The sequence below is a fragment of the Saccharothrix variisporea genome (genome assembly GCF_003634995.1).
In the GTDB taxonomy this organism is placed as follows: Bacteria; Actinomycetota; Actinomycetes; order Mycobacteriales; family Pseudonocardiaceae; genus Actinosynnema; species Actinosynnema variisporeum.
The window spans coordinates 1,719,045-1,734,171 of sequence record NZ_RBXR01000001.1 but is presented as its reverse complement, the minus strand read 5'-3'; the positions used below and the strand labels follow the sequence as shown (position 1 = coordinate 1,734,171).

The following is a 15,127-nucleotide window of genomic DNA, read 5'->3' as shown; positions in this document are numbered from 1 at the left end:
GCGTGACCGGCGGCCGGCGACGGTCGCCGGTTACGGTGTCGGCGTGCCCGACTTCGCTCTTGGACTCGCTGCCCTGGGTCGTCCGGCCTACATCAACCTGGGGCGCGAGCACGCGCTGCCCGCCGACCGGGACGTCGACGCCATGCGCGCCGCGTGCCACGCCGTGCTCGACGCGGCCTACGCGGCAGGCGTGCGGAGAGTGGACGCGGCCCGCTCCTACGGCCGGGCCGAGGAGTTCCTGGCGCAGTGGCTGGACGACCGGGGACACCGGGACGTGCGCGTGTCCAGCAAGTGGGGCTACGAGTACGTCGCCGACTGGCGGCGGGACGTCGACACGCACGAGGTCAAGGAGCACTCGCTGGAGCGGTTCACCCGGCAGTGGGCCGAGACCGAAGCGCTGCTCGGCGCGCACGTCGGCCTCTACAAGGTGCACTCGCTCACCGACGACAGCCCGCTGTTCGGCAACCCCGAGCTGCTGGGCGCGCTGGGCCGGCTGCGCGACTCGGGCGTGCGCCTGGGCTTCTCCACCTCGGGGCCGAAGCAGGCGGACACCGTGCGCCGCGCCCTGGACCTGGAGGTCGAGGGGCGGCGGCTGTTCGAGGCCGTCCAGTCCACCTGGAACGTGCTGGAGCCCTCGGTGGGGCCGGCGCTGGCGTGGGCGCACGAGTCGGGTGCGGAGGTGTTCGTCAAGGAGGGCATGGCCAACGGGCGGCTCGCCGTGGACCCGCCCGCCGCCGTGCGCGAGCTGGCCGCCAAGCACGACGTGGGTCCGGACGCGATCGCGCTGGCCGCCGTGCGCGCCCAGCCGTGGGTGGACGTGGTGCTCTCCGGCGCGGCGAGCGTGGACCAGCTGCGCTCCAACCTGCGGGCGGGCGAGGTCGAGCTGGACCCCGGCGACCTCGCTGACCTGGCCGAACCCGCGCCGGACTACTGGGCTACGCGGGCGGCGCTGGCTTGGGAGTGAGCCGGACCGCGCCGGAGTCGAGGTCGATCGGACCGCGCGGGGGAGCGCCGTCCTCCTCGTCGTCGCGCCGCATCAGCTCGGTCTGCCGCTCGTCCAGCTCGATGCGCTTGCTGCCGTGCATGATCTGGGTGAACTCGTCGAACGCCGCCCGCGACACGACCGGGTGACCCCGGCGGCGGCGGACGGCGCGCCACACCCGTTCCCCGGCCGCCAGCGCCACCAGCAGCACGGCGAGGCCGGGGATCGACATCGCGAAGATCATGCCCAGCACGAGAACCACCCCAGGATCAGCGCCCGACCGTCCGGCACCACCGGCCACTCGGGGTCGTCGACCTTCGCGCGCACGTCGGCGAGGTCCATCCAGCCGCCCCACGCCACTTCCTCGGGCTGGAGGGTGAACGGGCCGTCCGTGCGCACCTGGTAAACGTGCGCCAGGTAGCGGATGGTTCCGTCCACGAACGGGGTCGTGAAGCAGAACTCCGGGGTGGCGTGGACGCCGAGCTCCTCGGCCAGCTCGCGCGCGGCGCACTCGTCCGGCGTCTCGTCCGCCGCGACCACGCCGCCGCAGGTCGGGTCGTACAAGCCGGGGTAGACGTCCTTGGTGTCGGTGCGGCGGTGCACGAACAGCCGTTCGCCGTCCAGGGACCGCACGACGATCGCCGCGCAGGCGTGCCACAGGCCCTCCGCGCGCACCCGCTCCCGGGTCGCCGACCCGACCGGTGTGCCGTTCTCGTCCACCACCAGCACGTGTTCCACGCCAAGATCCTCCCCAGGTCGTACCGGACCTTGCTACCGCAGACCGACGCCCGGCGACGAACGGCGTTCCTACCTTCAGTGGCGGTCGGTGTCACTAGGAGGAGAGTTGTCCACATCCCTGCGCCTTGCGGTCGCCGAGTTCCGGGCTCGGCCTGGTCGCGCGGTGCTGCCCGGTATCGCGTTGGTCGTCGGCGTTGCGTGTCTGTTGGCGTCCCTGATGCTCAGCACAGCCATGGACCGCGCGGTCAACGACGGTGCGCCGGTCGTCCCATCGGACGTCGACCTGGTGGTCCGCACGATGCCCTACGAGCGCACGGTGCTCGACCAGGCGGTGGCGGACAAGGTCGCGGCGGTGCCGGGGGTGCGGCAGGTCGTGCCCGCGCGGCTGGTCGAGGCGGACCTGCTGCTGGACGGCCGGGCGAGCGAGCAGCGGGCGCGGGCCGACATCGAGGTGGACCGGGACGGGCTGCGCCGGGTGCCGATCCTGGACGGTCGGTCACCCGCCCGCGACGGCGAGATCGCGGTCGACCGGGTGACCGCCTACCAGCACGGCCTGCGGCCCGGCGCGTCGGTGAAGGTGGCCGACGCCGCCGGCAAGCCGATCGACGTCGTGGTCCGGGGCATCACCAAGCGCGGCGCGACCGGCGAAGAGCCCAAGATCGTCGTGGGAGAGGGCCTGGCGGCCCGGCTGGGCGGCACGCCGGACTTCCTGTCCCTGCACGTCATCGGCGGTGACGCGACGGCGGTCGCGCAGGCCCTGGGGGAGGGCTACCGGGTGGACCCGGCGGCCTCCGTGCGGACCGAACCGCTGGGCGACGACCTGACCGTGGTGTTCCTGCCCTTCAGCATCCTGGCGTTGGCGACCTCCGTGTTCGTGGCGTCGGCGACCTTCCGCGCGGTCTACGCGCAGCGGCAGCGGCACACGGCCCTGCTGCGCTGCCTGGGCGCTCACCGCGGCCCGCTGGTGTGGTCGAACCTGCTGGAAGCGCTGCTGACCGGTGCCGTGGCGGGCGCGGTGGGCTCGGTGCTGGGCGGCACGGTGGCGTGGCTGCTGGCGCGGCTGTTCGACGTCACGGGCCTGTCCGCGCTGCTGGGCGCGGTGGAGCTGAGCCCGCCGCTGTTGCCGACCGGGTGGCAGCTGGTGCTGGGCGTGTCGGTCGCCGCGGTGCTCAGCGCGTTCGCCGCCGTCCGGCCGTCGCTGGCCGCCGCGCGGATCTCGCCGCTGGCCGCGCTGCGCACGTCCGAGGGGCAGACGCCCGATCGGGCCGTGGTGCGTCGCCGGCGGGTGTTCGGCCTGGTCCTGGTCGTGGCGGCGGCGGTGATGGCGGTCCTGGGCGTACTGGCCAAGGGGTCGATGGCGGCGATCTTCCTCATCCTGTTCTCCGGCATCGCGGCGGTCGCGGGCCTGTTCGGCGTGCTCGGACCGGTCGTCGTGCCGGGGCTGGGCCGGATCTTCGGGTCGGTCGCGAGCCGGTTCGGCGGCGCGCAGTGGAAGCTGGCGGCGGCCGAGGTGCGGCGGGTGCCGCAGCGGTCGGCGTCGGTGGCGATGCCGCTGCTGCTGTCCGCCGCGATGGTCACCTACTTCGCCGTCACCGTGGGCTCGGCGCAGCGGCTGGAGGACGAGTTCAGCAACGAGCCCCGGCCCGACGCCGTGGTCGTGGACTCCGGTGGCCGGGCGCTGGACGCGGCCGCGGCGGCCGCGGTCAACCGGCCCGAGGTGGCGGGCAGCGTCGTCTTCCACACCGCCCGCGGGACCCAGACCGACGAGGACGGCGACAAGATCCCGACCACCGTGGCGGGTGTCGACCCCGAACGGATGAAGGCGTGGCTGGCCGCGCAGCACGCGGGTGGCGCGGACTTCCGGACCGGCACCGTGCTGCTCGACGAGTACACGGCCCGCGAGATGGGCGCGGTGGTCGGGCAGCCGGTCACCCTCGACGGGCTGCCCGGCGGCGCGCGGACGGGCACGTTCGTCGGCACGGTGCCCAGCACGCTGGTCGACCACGTGGACGCGATCATCGCCGACACGACCCTCGCACCGGCCTCCCGCGTGCTGGTGGCGCTGCGCCCGGGGACCGACCCGGCCGCGTTCCAGGACGCCGTTCGGGCGGGGTTGAAGGACGCGCCGACCGTGCTCGTGCGGACCAGGGCCGAGTCGACCGCACAGAATCAGCGCTATCTCGACCTCGGCATCCTGATGCTGATGGTGCTGCTGGGACTGTCCGTGGCCGTCGCCGTGACAGGCATCGGCACCGCCTTGACGATCTCCGTGCAGGAGCGGCGCAAGGAGATGGCGCTGCGGCGTGCACTGGGCGTCACCAAGGGCGGCCTTCAAGGCGGCGTGATGGCCGAGGCGGTGCTGTTGGCGCTGGTAGGCGTGCTCGGCGGGGGTCTGTTCGGGTTGGTGTACGCGGAGCTGACGCTGCTGGCCTTCGGGGTGTTCGCCTGGCCCACGGCCTCGCTGGTCCCGCTGCTGGTCGGGGGTGCGGGCGTGGTCGTGCTGGCCGTCCTGGCGGCCTTCGGACCGGCCCGCGGGGCGTCCCGCATCCGGCCCGCGGCGGGTCTGGCCGCCGGGTGAAACGCGTCGGCGGCACACACGGAATGTCGGTGGTACGTCGTAGGCTGCGGGGTATGCGGCGGATCATGGGAACCGAAGTCGAGTACGGCATCGCGGTGCCGGGTGACGCGACCGCCAACCCGGTCCTCACCTCCACACAGGTGGTGCTGGCCTACGCGGCCGCCGCCGACATACCGCGGGCCCGGCGGGCGCGCTGGGACTACGAGGTGGAGTCGCCGCTGCGCGACGCCCGCGGCTTCGACCTCGGCGCGCCCGGCGGCCACCCCGGCGACAGCGACGTGGAGGACCTCGGCGCCGCCAACGTCATCCTCACCAACGGCGCCCGGCTCTACGTCGACCACGCCCACCCCGAGTACTCCGCGCCCGAGGTCACCAACGCGCGCGACGCGGTGATCTGGGACAAGGCGGGGGAGCGGGTCATGGAGGAGGCGGCCATGCGCGCCGCCACCGTCCCCGGCCAGCCGCGCTTGCAGCTGTACAAGAACAACGTGGACGGCAAGGGCGCCAGCTACGGCACCCACGAGAACTACCTGATGCAGCGCAGCACCCCGTTCACCGCCGTGATCGCGGGTCTCACGCCGTTCTTCGTGTCCCGCCAGGTCGTGGTGGGCTCCGGGCGGGTCGGCATCGGCCCGTCCGGCGAGGAGGCGGGCTTCCAGCTGTCCCAGCGCTCGGACTACATCGAGGTCGAGGTCGGCCTGGAGACCACGCTCAAGCGCGGCATCATCAACACCCGCGACGAGCCGCACGCCGACGCCGACAAGTACCGCCGGCTGCACGTCATCATCGGCGACGCGAACCTGGCCGAGTACTCCACCTACCTCAAGGTCGGCACCACCTCGCTGGTGCTGGACATGATCGAGGCCGGCCGCCGCTTCGACGACCTGCGCCTGCAGGACCCGGTGCGCGCGGTGCACCAGATCAGCCACGACCCGACCCTCAAGACCCGCGTCGAGCTGGCCGGCGGGCGCAAGTTCACCGGATTGGACCTGCAGTACGCCTACTTCGAGCGCGCCTCCGAGTTCATCGACAAGGAGGGCACCGGCGACCGCGAGGTGCTGCGCGTGTGGGGCGAGGTGCTCGACGCGCTGGCCCGCGACCCGCAGGAGTGCGCCGACCGGCTGGACTGGCCCGCCAAGCTGCGCCTGCTGGAGGGCTACCGGGCGCGCGACGGCCTGGCCTGGGGCTCGCCCCGGCTGCACCTGGTCGACCTGCAGTACTCCGACGTGCGGCTGGACAAGGGCCTGTACAACCGGCTGGTCGCCCGCGGCTCGATGAAACGCCTGGTCAGCGAGGAGGAGGTGCGGGCCGCGGTGCTCGCGCCGCCGGAGGACACCCGCGCCTACTTCCGCGGCCGGTGCCTGGAGCGCTACCCCACCTCGGTGGCGGCGGCCTCGTGGGACTCCGTGATCTTCGACCTCGGGCGCGAATCCCTCGTCCGCATCCCCACACTGGAGCCCCTGCGCGGGACGAAAGCCCACGTCGGGGCGCTGCTGGAGGCCTCGGACACCGCCGAGCAGCTCGTGGAGGCACTCACCCGCGGTTGATCGACAAACCCGAGTGGCAGGCACCAAATGTCGGACCTGATGGGTAATGTTGACCGCAAGGACCGCTGAAACGGGGAGGTCGACATGGCCCAGGAACAGGTCCAGAAGCAGGGCGGCGGCGACGGCGACGACGGTGCCGACGGCGCAGCCGCCGCCGGTCAGGAGCGCCGCGAGAAGCTCGGCGAGGACGTGGACGCCATCCTCGACGAGATCGACGACGTGCTGGAGGAGAACGCCGAGGACTTCGTCCGCGCGTACGTGCAAAAGGGCGGCGAGTAGCAGCCACCTGCGGATCTAGGAGAAAAACGCACCTATGGACCACAGCTCGACCGGGCACTACCCGGCCGCGTCGCTGCCCCCGGCCTACCTCCGGCCGGGGTCGTCGTCGTTCACCGACTTCCTGCGCGCCCAAGCCCCCGAACTGCTGCCTTCCGCGCGGCACTACCCCGAGGGCTCGGTCGTGCAGGCGCCGCACGGCACCACGATCGTGGCGCTGACGTTCAAGGGCGGCGTGGTGATCGCGGGCGACCGGCGCGCCACGATGGGCAACATGATCGCCCAGCGCGACATGAAGAAGGTCTTCGTCACCGACGACTACTCGGCGGTGGGCATCGCGGGCACGGCGGGCATCGCGGTCGAGATCGTCCGGCTGTTCGCGGTCGAGCTGCGGCACTACGAGAAGATCGAGGGCGTCTCGCTGTCGCTGGACGGCAAGGCGAACCGGCTCTCGGCGATGATCAAGGGCAACCTCGACGCGGCGCTGGCGGGCCTGGCGGTCGTGCCGCTGTTCGCGGGCTTCGACACCGACGCGCCCGACCCCGACCGCGCCGGCCGGATCGTGTCCTACGACGTCACCGGCGGCCGGTACGAGGAGACGCAGGGCTACGCGGCCGTGGGCTCGGGCTCGGTGTTCGCCAAGTCGGCGCTGAAGAAGCTCTACGACCCGGACGCGGAGGTCGAGAAGGCCGTGCGCACCGCGGTCGAGTCGCTCTACGACGCGGCCGACGACGACTCGGGCACCGGCGGGCCGGACGTGATCCGGAAGATCTACCCGGTGGTCGTGACGATCACCGGCGCCGAGGGCGCCGTGCAGCTGACCGACGAGCAGGCCGCCGCGCACGCCGAGGCGGTCGTCGAAGGCCGCCGGTCCAGCCCCACGGGCTGAGCTTCTCCTCCCCACCCGCCGACTTGTAGGAGCCGCACCAGTGACCCTGCCGTTGTACGCCTCACCCGAGCAGATCCTCCGGGACCGCTCGGAGTACGCCCGGAAAGGCATCGCCCGGGGCCGCAGCGTGGTCGTGCTGCGCTACGCCGACGGCGTGCTGTTCGTGGCGGAGAACCCGTCGTCGACCCTCCACAAGGTCTCCGAGATCTACGACCGCATCGGCTTCGCGGCCGTGGGTCGGTACAGCGAGTTCGAGAACCTGCGCCAGGCGGGCATCCGCTTCGCCGACATCCGCGGCTACCAGAACGACCCGCGCGACGTGACGGGCCGGTCGCTGGCGAACGTGTACGCGCAGACCCTGGGCTCGGTGTTCAGCGAGCAGATCAAGCCGCTCGAGGTGGAGATCTGCGTCGCCGAGGTCGGCACGGAACCCGAGGAGGACACCCTCTACCGGCTGACCTACGACGGGTCGATCGTGGAGGAGCCGCAGTACGTCGTGATGGGCGGGCAGGCCGAGGCGACCGGCAACGCCCTGAAGGACGCCTACGCCGAGAACCTGCCGCTGGCCGAGGCCGTGGGCGTGGCGGTGAAGGCCCTCAGCGCCGGCAGCACGAGCACCGGCAACGGCAAGCCGGAACTGCTCGACCAGCCGAAGCTGGAGGTGGCGGTCCTGGAACGCAACCGCCCCCGCCGAGCCTTCCGCCGCATCAGCGGCGCGGCCCTGACCCCGCTGCTGCCCGCCGACACCCCGGCCGCGCCGGCGAAGGGCGGCAAGAAGAAGCCGGTGACGGACGTGCAACTGCCGCCCAACGGCGACGAGAAGTAGCTCTGCCGCACCACCTCGGCGAAGGCCCCCGCGATCCCTCGGGGGCCTTCGCCGTCCTCACAGGAAGATCTTGACCAGCTGGTCGCGCCCGTCGGGGTCGCGCAGCACGACGTTGTTGCCCGCGCGCAGCTCGGCGTCGATGAACTCGTAGACCAGCAGGGCCCTGTTGACCAGGTCCACCTTCTTCAGCCCGGTGCGCGCCTGCAACTCGCCCAGCGCCGCCGCTGCTTCGGCGATCAGCGCCACGTTGACGCGCTCCACGACAGCCGGCCGTTCGGCCATGCGCACCTCCCGCTCTCGGACCCAGGCTAACCCCGCCGGTGCGGTCGAGCCACATTTTCGGTGCGGAGCATGTGGGGAATCTGGTCAGTTCGTGTGCTGCGCGTTACAGTGGGAGTCGCTTCATGCGAGTGCGTCCGACCAGCCGACCCGCCGAACCCCCACACCGAGGGGGCCTGGGGGGATCCGGGGGATCGGAGGGTCGCCGGTGTGCATGGGGTCCGGCCCGGGCCCCGACCGGCCGAGCGGAAGGACGCTGGCGCATGGGTGCAGGAGAAGCGGACCGGGTGGAAGAACCCACGTCCGCGGCACGGATCCGCGTGGAGAAGACGGGTCTGCGGGTCGAGGTGGCGGTGCCACCCGGCCAGGCTCCCCGCCTGCTCACCGCGGCCGGGTACGCGGTGGTGTCGGTCGGGGTGCTGGTCGGCCCCGCGCTCACCGTCCGGGCCGTGCCGGCGGACTTCCCGGTGTGGGCGACGCTCGGCCTGGTCGCCGGCCAGATCGGCCTGTTGGGCCTGGTCGCGCTGGCGGTGCGGTCGGTCGCGCGTCGGGACCCGGTTCGATGAGCGCCTGGTGGGGGCCGGCTCGCCAGCCGACCCCCACCAGGTGGTCAGGCGGTGGCCAGCAGTCGGCCCGTGCGCTCGCGGACCGACGGGGTGTCCAGGCCGCGCACCACGACCGTGGTCCGGCGGCGCAGGACGTCGTCCACCTCCGTCGCCCACTCGTAGCGCTTCGCGTGTGCGACCTGGGCCCAGATGTCGGGACCGTCCGGGTGCACGCGGTCCAACAGGCTCGGGTCCTCCAGGGCCAGGGCCAGGACCTCGTGGCTCACCGTGCCGTAGTGCGTGGCCAGGTGCTTGACCACGTCGTCGGGCAAGGTGGGGAGTTCGCGTTCCAACACGGCACCCACCCGATCGGGCAGAGCCGCGCCGGGGAGGGCGGACGGGACGCCGTCGAAGGCGTGGGACAGGTCGCGGCCCAGGGCCTCGCCCACCCGTGCCAGGACGGCGCCGCCGATGCGGCGGAACGTGGTCCACTTGCCGCCGGCCACGCTGATCATGCCGCCGCGGCCCGCGGTGATGACCGTTTCGCGCTTGGCGTGGCTGGTGTCGCCCGCCCCGCCGGGCAGCACGCGCAGGCCCGCGAAGGAGTAGGCGAGCTTGGACCGGTCCAGAGCCTCGGACTGGATGCCGGTGGACGCCTCGCCCAGGATCTGCGCGATGTCGGCCTCCGAGCACGACACCTCGGCGGGGTCGCCTTCGTAGGCCTCGTCGGTCGTACCGAGGAGGAGTTGGCCCTCCCACGGGATCGCGAACGACACGCGCACGTCGTCCACCGGGATGGTCATGGCCGCACGCCACGGGGTGTCCGTCCGCAGCACCAGGTGCGCGCCCTTGGACAGGCGGATGCTCGGCGCGGCCGACGGGTCCTCCATGCGGCGCACCACGTCCAGCCACGGGCCGGTCGCGTTGACCACCACCGTGGCGTCCACCCCGAAGGACGAGCCGTCCAGGCGGTCGCGGAGCTCCACGCCGGTGACGAGGGAGCCGCGCTTGCGCAGGGCCACCACCTCGACGTGGTTCAGGAGGACCGCCCCGGCCTCGGCCGCCGCGCGCGCCGCCGTGATGGCGACGCGGCTGTCGTTCATCTGGTGGTCGTAGTACAGGGCCGCGCCGCGCAGGCCGGTCGTCCGGATCTGCGGCACGTACTCCTGGGCCCGCCGCACCGACAGCACCTTGCCCAAGCCGTCGCCGAACCCGGACAGCGCCGAGTACAGCATCACGCCCGCGCCCAGGACGGGCCGCGAGTGCGGCCCGCCCCGGTAGACCGGCACCAGGAACGGCAGGGGCCGGACCAGGTGCGGCGCCAACCGGTCGCCCAGCGCGCGCCGTTCGGCGTGGTTCTCGCGCACCATCGGCACGGCGCTCGGGCCCATCGCCAGGTACCGCAGCCCGCCGTGCACGAGCTTGGACGAGGCGCTGGAGGTGGCGCCGGCGAAGTCACCGGCCTCCACCAGCGCCACCCGCAGGCCCGACCGGGCCGCCGCCCACGTCGTGGCGATGCCCAGGGCGCCGCCACCGATCACGACCAGGTCGAACGCGCCCTGTCCCAGCGCCTCGCGTGCCCTGGCCCGCTGCTCACTCATCGTTGTCGTCCTCGTCGATCCAGCCGACGGTCCGCTCGACCGCCTTCTTCCACTTGCGGTATCCCTTGTCCCTGGTCTTCGCGTCCATGGACGGCAGCCACTCGGCGGCCTTGTGCCAGTTCTCCCGCAGCGACTCGGTGTCCGACCAGTAGCCGACCGCCAGACCGGCCGCGTACGCCGCGCCCAGGCAGGTGGTCTCGGCGATGATCGGGCGCACCACGGGCACGTCCAGGACGTCGGCCAGGAAACCCATCAGCAGGTTGTTGGCGGTCATGCCGCCGTCGACCTTCAGCGTCGTCAGGTCCACGCCGGAGTCGGCGTTCATCGCGTCCACGACCTCGCGGGTCTGCCACGCGGTCGCCTCCAGCACGGCGCGCGCGATGTGGCCCTTGTCGATGTAGCCGGTGAGGCCCGCGATGACGCCGCGCGCGTCGGAGCGCCAGTGCGGCGCGAACAGGCCGGAGAACGCGGGCACGAAGTACGCGCCGCCGTTGTCCTCGACCGACCGGGCCAGCGTCTCGATCTCGGGAGCGGACGAGATCAGGCCCATCTTGTCGCGGAACCACTGCACCAGCGCGCCGGTCACCGCGATCGCGCCTTCGAGCGCGTAGGACGCGGGCTGGTCGCCGATCTTGTAGCCGACCGTGGTGAGCAGGCCGTTCTGCGACAGGATCGGCTTGTCACCGGTGTTGACCAGCAGGAAGCTGCCGGTCCCGTAGGTGCACTTGCCCTCGCCGGGGGAGTAGCAGGTCTGGCCGAACAGGGCCGCCTGCTGGTCGCCCAGCGCGGAGGCCACCGGGACGCCTTCGAGGGTGCCGGTCGCGTGGCCGTAGACCTCGGCGGAGGAGCGGATCTCCGGCAGCATCGCCTTCGGCACGCCGATCGCCTCGACCAGCTCGTCGTCCCAGTCGAGCGTCTCCAGGTTCATCAGCATGGTGCGGCTGGCGTTGGTGACGTCGGTGACGTGGCGGCCGGTGAGCTTCCAGATCAGCCAGGTGTCCATGGTGCCGAACAGCACCTCGCCCCGCTCACCGCGCTCGCGCAGGCCGTCGACGTGGTCGAGCAGCCAACGCAGCTTCGGGCCGGAGAAGTAGGTGGCCAGCGGCAGGCCGCACTTGTCGCGGAAGCGGTCCTGGTCGCCCAGTTCCTTGACCAGCTGGTCGGTGCGGGTGTCCTGCCAGACGATCGCGTTGTGCACGGGGACGCCGGTCGCCTTGTCCCACACGACGGTGGTCTCGCGCTGGTTGGTGATGCCGACCGCGGCGAGGTCGTGGACGGTCAGCGACGCCTTCTGGAGGGCGCCGTGCACCACGTCCAGCACGTTGGCCCAGATCTCCTCGGCGTCGTGCTCGACCCAGCCGGGCTTGGGGAAGATCTGCCGGTGCTCCTTCTGCGCCACGGAGACGATGCCGCCGCCGTGGTCGAAGACGATGCAGCGCGATGACGTGGTGCCCTGGTCGATGGCGGCGATGTAAGTGCTCACGGGGTTGCTCCTCAGAAGACGGCGATGTCGACCAGACCGGCAAATGCTCCACCGATCAGCGGACCAACGACGGGGATCCAGGCGTATCCCCAGTCCGATCCACCCTTTCCGGGGATCGGCAGGACGGCGTGCGCGATGCGGGGACCGAGGTCGCGCGCGGGGTTGATGGCGTACCCGGTGGGGCCGCCGAGGGACATGCCGATGCCGACCACGAGCAGCGCGACGATCAGCACGCCGGTGCCCGAGGTGGACAGGCCCTTGGTCTGGCCGGTGGCCAGGATGACGAAGACCAGCACGAACGTCGCGATGACCTCGGTGAGCAGGTTCTGCACGGTGTTGCGGATCTCGGGACCGGTGGAGAAGATCCCGAGCACCTCGCCCTCGTTGGCCTTGAACTGGCCCAGGTAGGCCAGGTAGCACAGGACCGCGCCGACGAACGCGCCGAGGAACTGGGCGACCAGGTAGAGCGGCACGGTGGCCCAGTCGCCCGAGTGGATCGCGAGGCCCAGCGTCACCGCGGGGTTGAGGTGCGCGCCGGACAGGGGCGCGGTCGCGTAGGCCGCCGCCAGCACGGCGAAGCCCCAGCCGAACGTGATCACCACCCAGCCGGCCCCGTTGGACTTCGACCTCGCCAACACCACACCCGCCACCACGCCGTTGCCCAGGAGCAACAGCAGGGCGGTGCCCAGGAACTCCCCGATGAAGATCGACTGGTTGGTCATCCGCGCGCCCTCTCTGGCCTGAATGCCGTTCGACAATGTCGTACGGTGCGCGTGAATCCTGTGCCGACGCTCACAAGATGTCAACCCTCCGGAAACAGCCGATTTACCAGGGGATGGCGCCGAGCTCGCGCGAGATCGACCGCGCGGCCTCACGCACGTAGGACACCAGCTCGGTGCGCGGCTGCCGGTCGCCATCGCACAGCCGCTCGATGGGTCCGGAGATCCCTATCGCGCCGACCGTCACCGCCCGCCGGTCCCGGATGGGCGCGGCGAGCGACACCTCACCCTCGACCAGCTCCTCCGCTTCGAACGCCCACCCACGCTGTCTGACCTGCTCCAACGCGTCGCTGAGCCGGTCGAGGTCGGTGATCGTGGCGGAGGTGAACGCCTTGAGCGGCTCGTCGTCGACGTGCCCGACGGGGTCGTTGGCCAGCAGGACCTTGCCCAGGGCGCTGGCGTGCGCGGGCAGCAGTGCGCCCACTTCGAGCACCTGGCGGGAGTTGTCCGGCCGGAAGACGTGGTGCACGACCAGGACTTGGCCCTCGTGCAGCGTGCCGATGCGGACGCTCTCCATGCTGCGGGCGGCCAGCGAGTCCGACCAGTTCAGCGCGCGGGTGCGCAGCTCGTTGCCGTCGAGGTAGCTGGAACCGATGTGGAACAGCGCCGCGCCCAGCTGGTACTTGCCGGTGTCGGGGCTCTGTTCGACGAAGCCGACCAGCTGGAGCGTGCGCAGGATGCCGTGCACGGTGGGTTTGGGCAGCTCCAGCGCTCGGGCGAGCTCGCCGACCCCCATCCGACGCGCACCACTGGCAAGCAGCCGCAGCACCGCGGCTGCCCGCTCGATGGACTGGATCGGACCGGGCACGCGATCACTCTAGCGCGGAACCGTTCGACCATGTCGAATCAACGTGGCACGAGCGTGCGCCACAGGCGGCGCACCATCCCGCTGGGGTCCAACTCCCGCTCGACCCGGAACAGGTACCCGACGGGCGAGTCGGCCACGACCTTCCGCCGCTTCGCCCGCGCGCTCACCGGCACGGCGACGACGGCGGAAGCCAGTGCCGCGGGCGCTGTGGCCTCCACCGGCACCCCTGCCCACGTGGCGGCGGCGGCCACCCCCGACGGCAAGGACAGCGGCGACTTGATGTTCACCAGCGCCTTCACCGACTCGAACCCGACACCCCGGAGTTCGCGCTTGAGGCGGTCCAGTTCCCGGCTGACCTTGCTCCGCACCTCGTCCTCGAGGTAGGCCCGGTAGACCTCGACGTCGCGGACGTCGGTCAGGTCCGTCAGGCCCGCCGCCTGCCGTCCGGGTCGGCGGGGACCAAGGTCTCGAAGGCTGTGAGCACGAACAGGTCCAGCGCGTCGGATCGAGCGGGTCCCGTGAAGCCGTCACCGAGCAGCACCTCGGTCAGCTTCGGCAGCGTCCAGCCGGACAAGGCGGCGTGCGCCGAAGGCTGGTCGGTGATCGGGTGCAACTTCTCCACCGACATGGCGGCGCGCCGAGGGTCTACTTCGAGCAGCCAGTCCAGTTCCTGGGCGAGCGCGCGTGCCGTGGGCGAGTCTTCGGGCGTGTAGTCGCCGACCCGGAGCCTGGCCAGGCGCGGCCAGTAGAGCGCGGCGCATTTGAGCCAGCGCTCGTCGCGGAGGTGGACGTAGGGGTAGTAGAGGGCGATTGGGTGCACGGGTCGACCTCCGGTGGGAGCGGCGCCTTCGACCGTATGTCGTCGCTCCGGTGCGGACTGTCACACTCGCAGGTCGAGTGTCCAGGTCTCCTCGACCAGGTCCGCGCCCCACTTGCGGACCGGCTTGGCTTCGACGGGCTCGAACCCGGCGCGCTTGTAGATGCCGCGGGCCACCTCGACGTCGGACACCGTCTCCAGCACGATCCGCCGGTAGCCGGCGCCGCGGGCGAAGCGGACGCACTCCTCGACCAGGCGTTTTCCCACGCCCAGGCCCCGGGCCTGGGGCTCGACCAGCAGCAGGCGCAGTTGGGCGGTGTGCTCGTCGGCCTTCACGCAGAAGATCGACCCGGCCGGCTCGCCGTCCACCTCGGCGATCCACGCCGCCTCCCGGTGCGGGTCGTGGTGTTCGACGTAGTCGGCGACGATCCGGGCGACCAGCGCTTCGAAGGTCTGGTCCCAGCCGCGCTCCTCGGCGTAGCGGACGCCGTGCCGGTGCACGACCCAGCCCAGGTCGCCGGGCTTGAGGGGGCGCAGTAGGTAGGTGGGCTCGGCCCCGGTGAGCAGGCGCTGGATCCGTCGCATGGCCCCGACCAGGGACGCCAGGTCGGACGGCGGCACGCGGTCGAGCAGCGCCCCGATCTCGGCGTTCGAGCGGGCGTCGAGGTCGGCCAGCACGGTCCGGCCGGCGTCGGTCAGGCCGACGACCTGGCGGCGGGCGTCGTCGGGGGACGGCGAGCGGGTGATCAGGCCCTCGCGGTCGAAGCGGGTCAGGATGCGGCTGAGGTAGCCGGCGTCCAGGCCCAGGCCGGTGCGCAGGGCGGCGGTCTCCGCGACGCCCGTGGACAGTTCGAACAGCACGCGGACCTCGGTCAACGAGTACGGGGAGTCCAGGTAGGCGTTGTCGAGGATGCCGATCACCCCGGTGTAGAAGCGGTTGAACGCCCGGACATCTGCCACCGACATCGTTGACCCCCTC

The 15,127-nt window shown here is 72.0% G+C and carries 17 protein-coding genes; 7 read left to right on the top strand and 10 right to left on the bottom strand.

The window, feature by feature from the left end; all coding sequences use genetic code 11:
* Positions 1-43: 43 nt before the first annotated feature.
* Positions 44-964 carry an aldo/keto reductase gene (locus tag DFJ66_RS07330; protein WP_121219185.1) on the top strand — a complete coding sequence of 307 codons (921 nt, stop codon included), beginning with the start codon at positions 44-46 and terminating at the stop codon, positions 962-964.
* Here the strand turns inward: DFJ66_RS07330 and DFJ66_RS07325 are convergent.
* Together DFJ66_RS07325 and DFJ66_RS07320 are read right to left on the bottom strand one after the other, a co-directional pair.
* Entirely contained in the window at positions 936-1,226 is a 291-nt protein-coding gene (locus DFJ66_RS07325; RefSeq protein WP_246030177.1) for a DUF6191 domain-containing protein, read from the bottom strand. The genes DFJ66_RS07330 and DFJ66_RS07325 overlap by 29 nt on opposite strands.
* Positions 1,223-1,720, bottom strand: a complete 498-nt coding sequence (locus tag DFJ66_RS07320; RefSeq protein ID WP_121219183.1) for an NUDIX hydrolase — start codon at positions 1,718-1,720, stop codon at positions 1,223-1,225. Before DFJ66_RS07320 ends, DFJ66_RS07325 begins: the two co-directional genes overlap by 4 nt.
* 106 nt (positions 1,721-1,826) lie before the next feature.
* On the opposite strand from DFJ66_RS07320, the gene DFJ66_RS07315 reads away from it, so the two are divergent.
* From DFJ66_RS07315 to prcA, 5 genes are all read left to right on the top strand, one after another.
* Entirely contained in the window at positions 1,827-4,298 is a 2,472-nt protein-coding gene (locus DFJ66_RS07315; protein ID WP_121219181.1) for an FtsX-like permease family protein, read from the top strand.
* A 53-nt stretch (positions 4,299-4,351) separates the two neighbouring features.
* Positions 4,352-5,845 carry a depupylase/deamidase Dop gene (gene dop, locus DFJ66_RS07310; RefSeq protein WP_121219179.1) on the top strand — a complete coding sequence of 498 codons (1,494 nt, stop codon included), beginning with the start codon at positions 4,352-4,354 and terminating at the stop codon, positions 5,843-5,845.
* Positions 5,846-5,929: 84 nt separating this feature from the next.
* Positions 5,930-6,124, top strand: a complete 195-nt coding sequence (locus DFJ66_RS07305; protein ID WP_121219177.1) for a ubiquitin-like protein Pup — start codon at positions 5,930-5,932, stop codon at positions 6,122-6,124.
* A 34-nt stretch (positions 6,125-6,158) separates the two neighbouring features.
* Entirely contained in the window at positions 6,159-7,010 is an 852-nt protein-coding gene (prcB, locus tag DFJ66_RS07300) for a proteasome subunit beta (protein WP_121219175.1), read from the top strand.
* Positions 7,011-7,050: 40 nt separating this feature from the next.
* Positions 7,051-7,836 carry a proteasome subunit alpha gene (prcA, locus tag DFJ66_RS07295; protein ID WP_121219173.1) on the top strand — a complete coding sequence of 262 codons (786 nt, stop codon included), beginning with the start codon at positions 7,051-7,053 and terminating at the stop codon, positions 7,834-7,836.
* Positions 7,837-7,893: 57 nt separating this feature from the next.
* On the opposite strand, the gene DFJ66_RS07290 is transcribed toward prcA, so the two are convergent.
* Positions 7,894-8,118 (bottom strand): hypothetical protein, encoded by a 225-nt coding sequence (locus tag DFJ66_RS07290; RefSeq protein WP_246029621.1) that lies wholly within the window; start codon positions 8,116-8,118, stop codon positions 7,894-7,896.
* Between the two features lie 260 nt (positions 8,119-8,378).
* Here DFJ66_RS07290 and DFJ66_RS07285 point away from each other — a divergent pair, with 260 nt between their 5' ends.
* Positions 8,379-8,681 carry a hypothetical protein gene (locus tag DFJ66_RS07285; RefSeq protein WP_121219171.1) on the top strand — a complete coding sequence of 101 codons (303 nt, stop codon included), beginning with the start codon at positions 8,379-8,381 and terminating at the stop codon, positions 8,679-8,681.
* Positions 8,682-8,725: 44 nt separating this feature from the next.
* On the opposite strand, the gene DFJ66_RS07280 is transcribed toward DFJ66_RS07285, so the two are convergent.
* The 7 genes from DFJ66_RS07280 to DFJ66_RS07250 form a co-directional block, all read right to left on the bottom strand.
* Positions 8,726-10,261: a glycerol-3-phosphate dehydrogenase/oxidase gene (locus DFJ66_RS07280; RefSeq protein WP_121219169.1), complete on the bottom strand. Its 1,536-nt coding sequence runs from the start codon at positions 10,259-10,261 to the stop codon at positions 8,726-8,728.
* On the bottom strand, positions 10,254-11,744 hold the full coding sequence (gene glpK / locus DFJ66_RS07275; RefSeq protein ID WP_121219167.1) for a glycerol kinase GlpK: 1,491 nt from the start codon (positions 11,742-11,744) through the stop codon (positions 10,254-10,256). The genes DFJ66_RS07280 and glpK overlap by 8 nt, the downstream gene beginning before the upstream one ends.
* An 11-nt stretch (positions 11,745-11,755) precedes the next feature.
* Complete coding sequence (locus tag DFJ66_RS07270) at positions 11,756-12,466, bottom strand: MIP/aquaporin family protein (protein WP_121219165.1); 711 nt, start codon at positions 12,464-12,466, stop codon at positions 11,756-11,758.
* Between the two features lie 103 nt (positions 12,467-12,569).
* Positions 12,570-13,331 carry an IclR family transcriptional regulator gene (locus DFJ66_RS07265; RefSeq protein WP_121219163.1) on the bottom strand — a complete coding sequence of 254 codons (762 nt, stop codon included), beginning with the start codon at positions 13,329-13,331 and terminating at the stop codon, positions 12,570-12,572.
* 38 nt (positions 13,332-13,369) lie between these two features.
* Complete coding sequence (locus DFJ66_RS07260) at positions 13,370-13,699, bottom strand: DUF6236 family protein (protein ID WP_121219161.1); 330 nt, start codon at positions 13,697-13,699, stop codon at positions 13,370-13,372.
* A gap of 56 nt (positions 13,700-13,755) precedes the next feature.
* Positions 13,756-14,151, bottom strand: a complete 396-nt coding sequence (locus DFJ66_RS07255; protein WP_121219159.1) for a hypothetical protein — start codon at positions 14,149-14,151, stop codon at positions 13,756-13,758.
* A gap of 60 nt (positions 14,152-14,211) precedes the next feature.
* Positions 14,212-15,114: a bifunctional helix-turn-helix transcriptional regulator/GNAT family N-acetyltransferase gene (locus DFJ66_RS07250; RefSeq protein ID WP_121219157.1), complete on the bottom strand. Its 903-nt coding sequence runs from the start codon at positions 15,112-15,114 to the stop codon at positions 14,212-14,214.
* Positions 15,115-15,127: the final 13 nt, after the last annotated feature.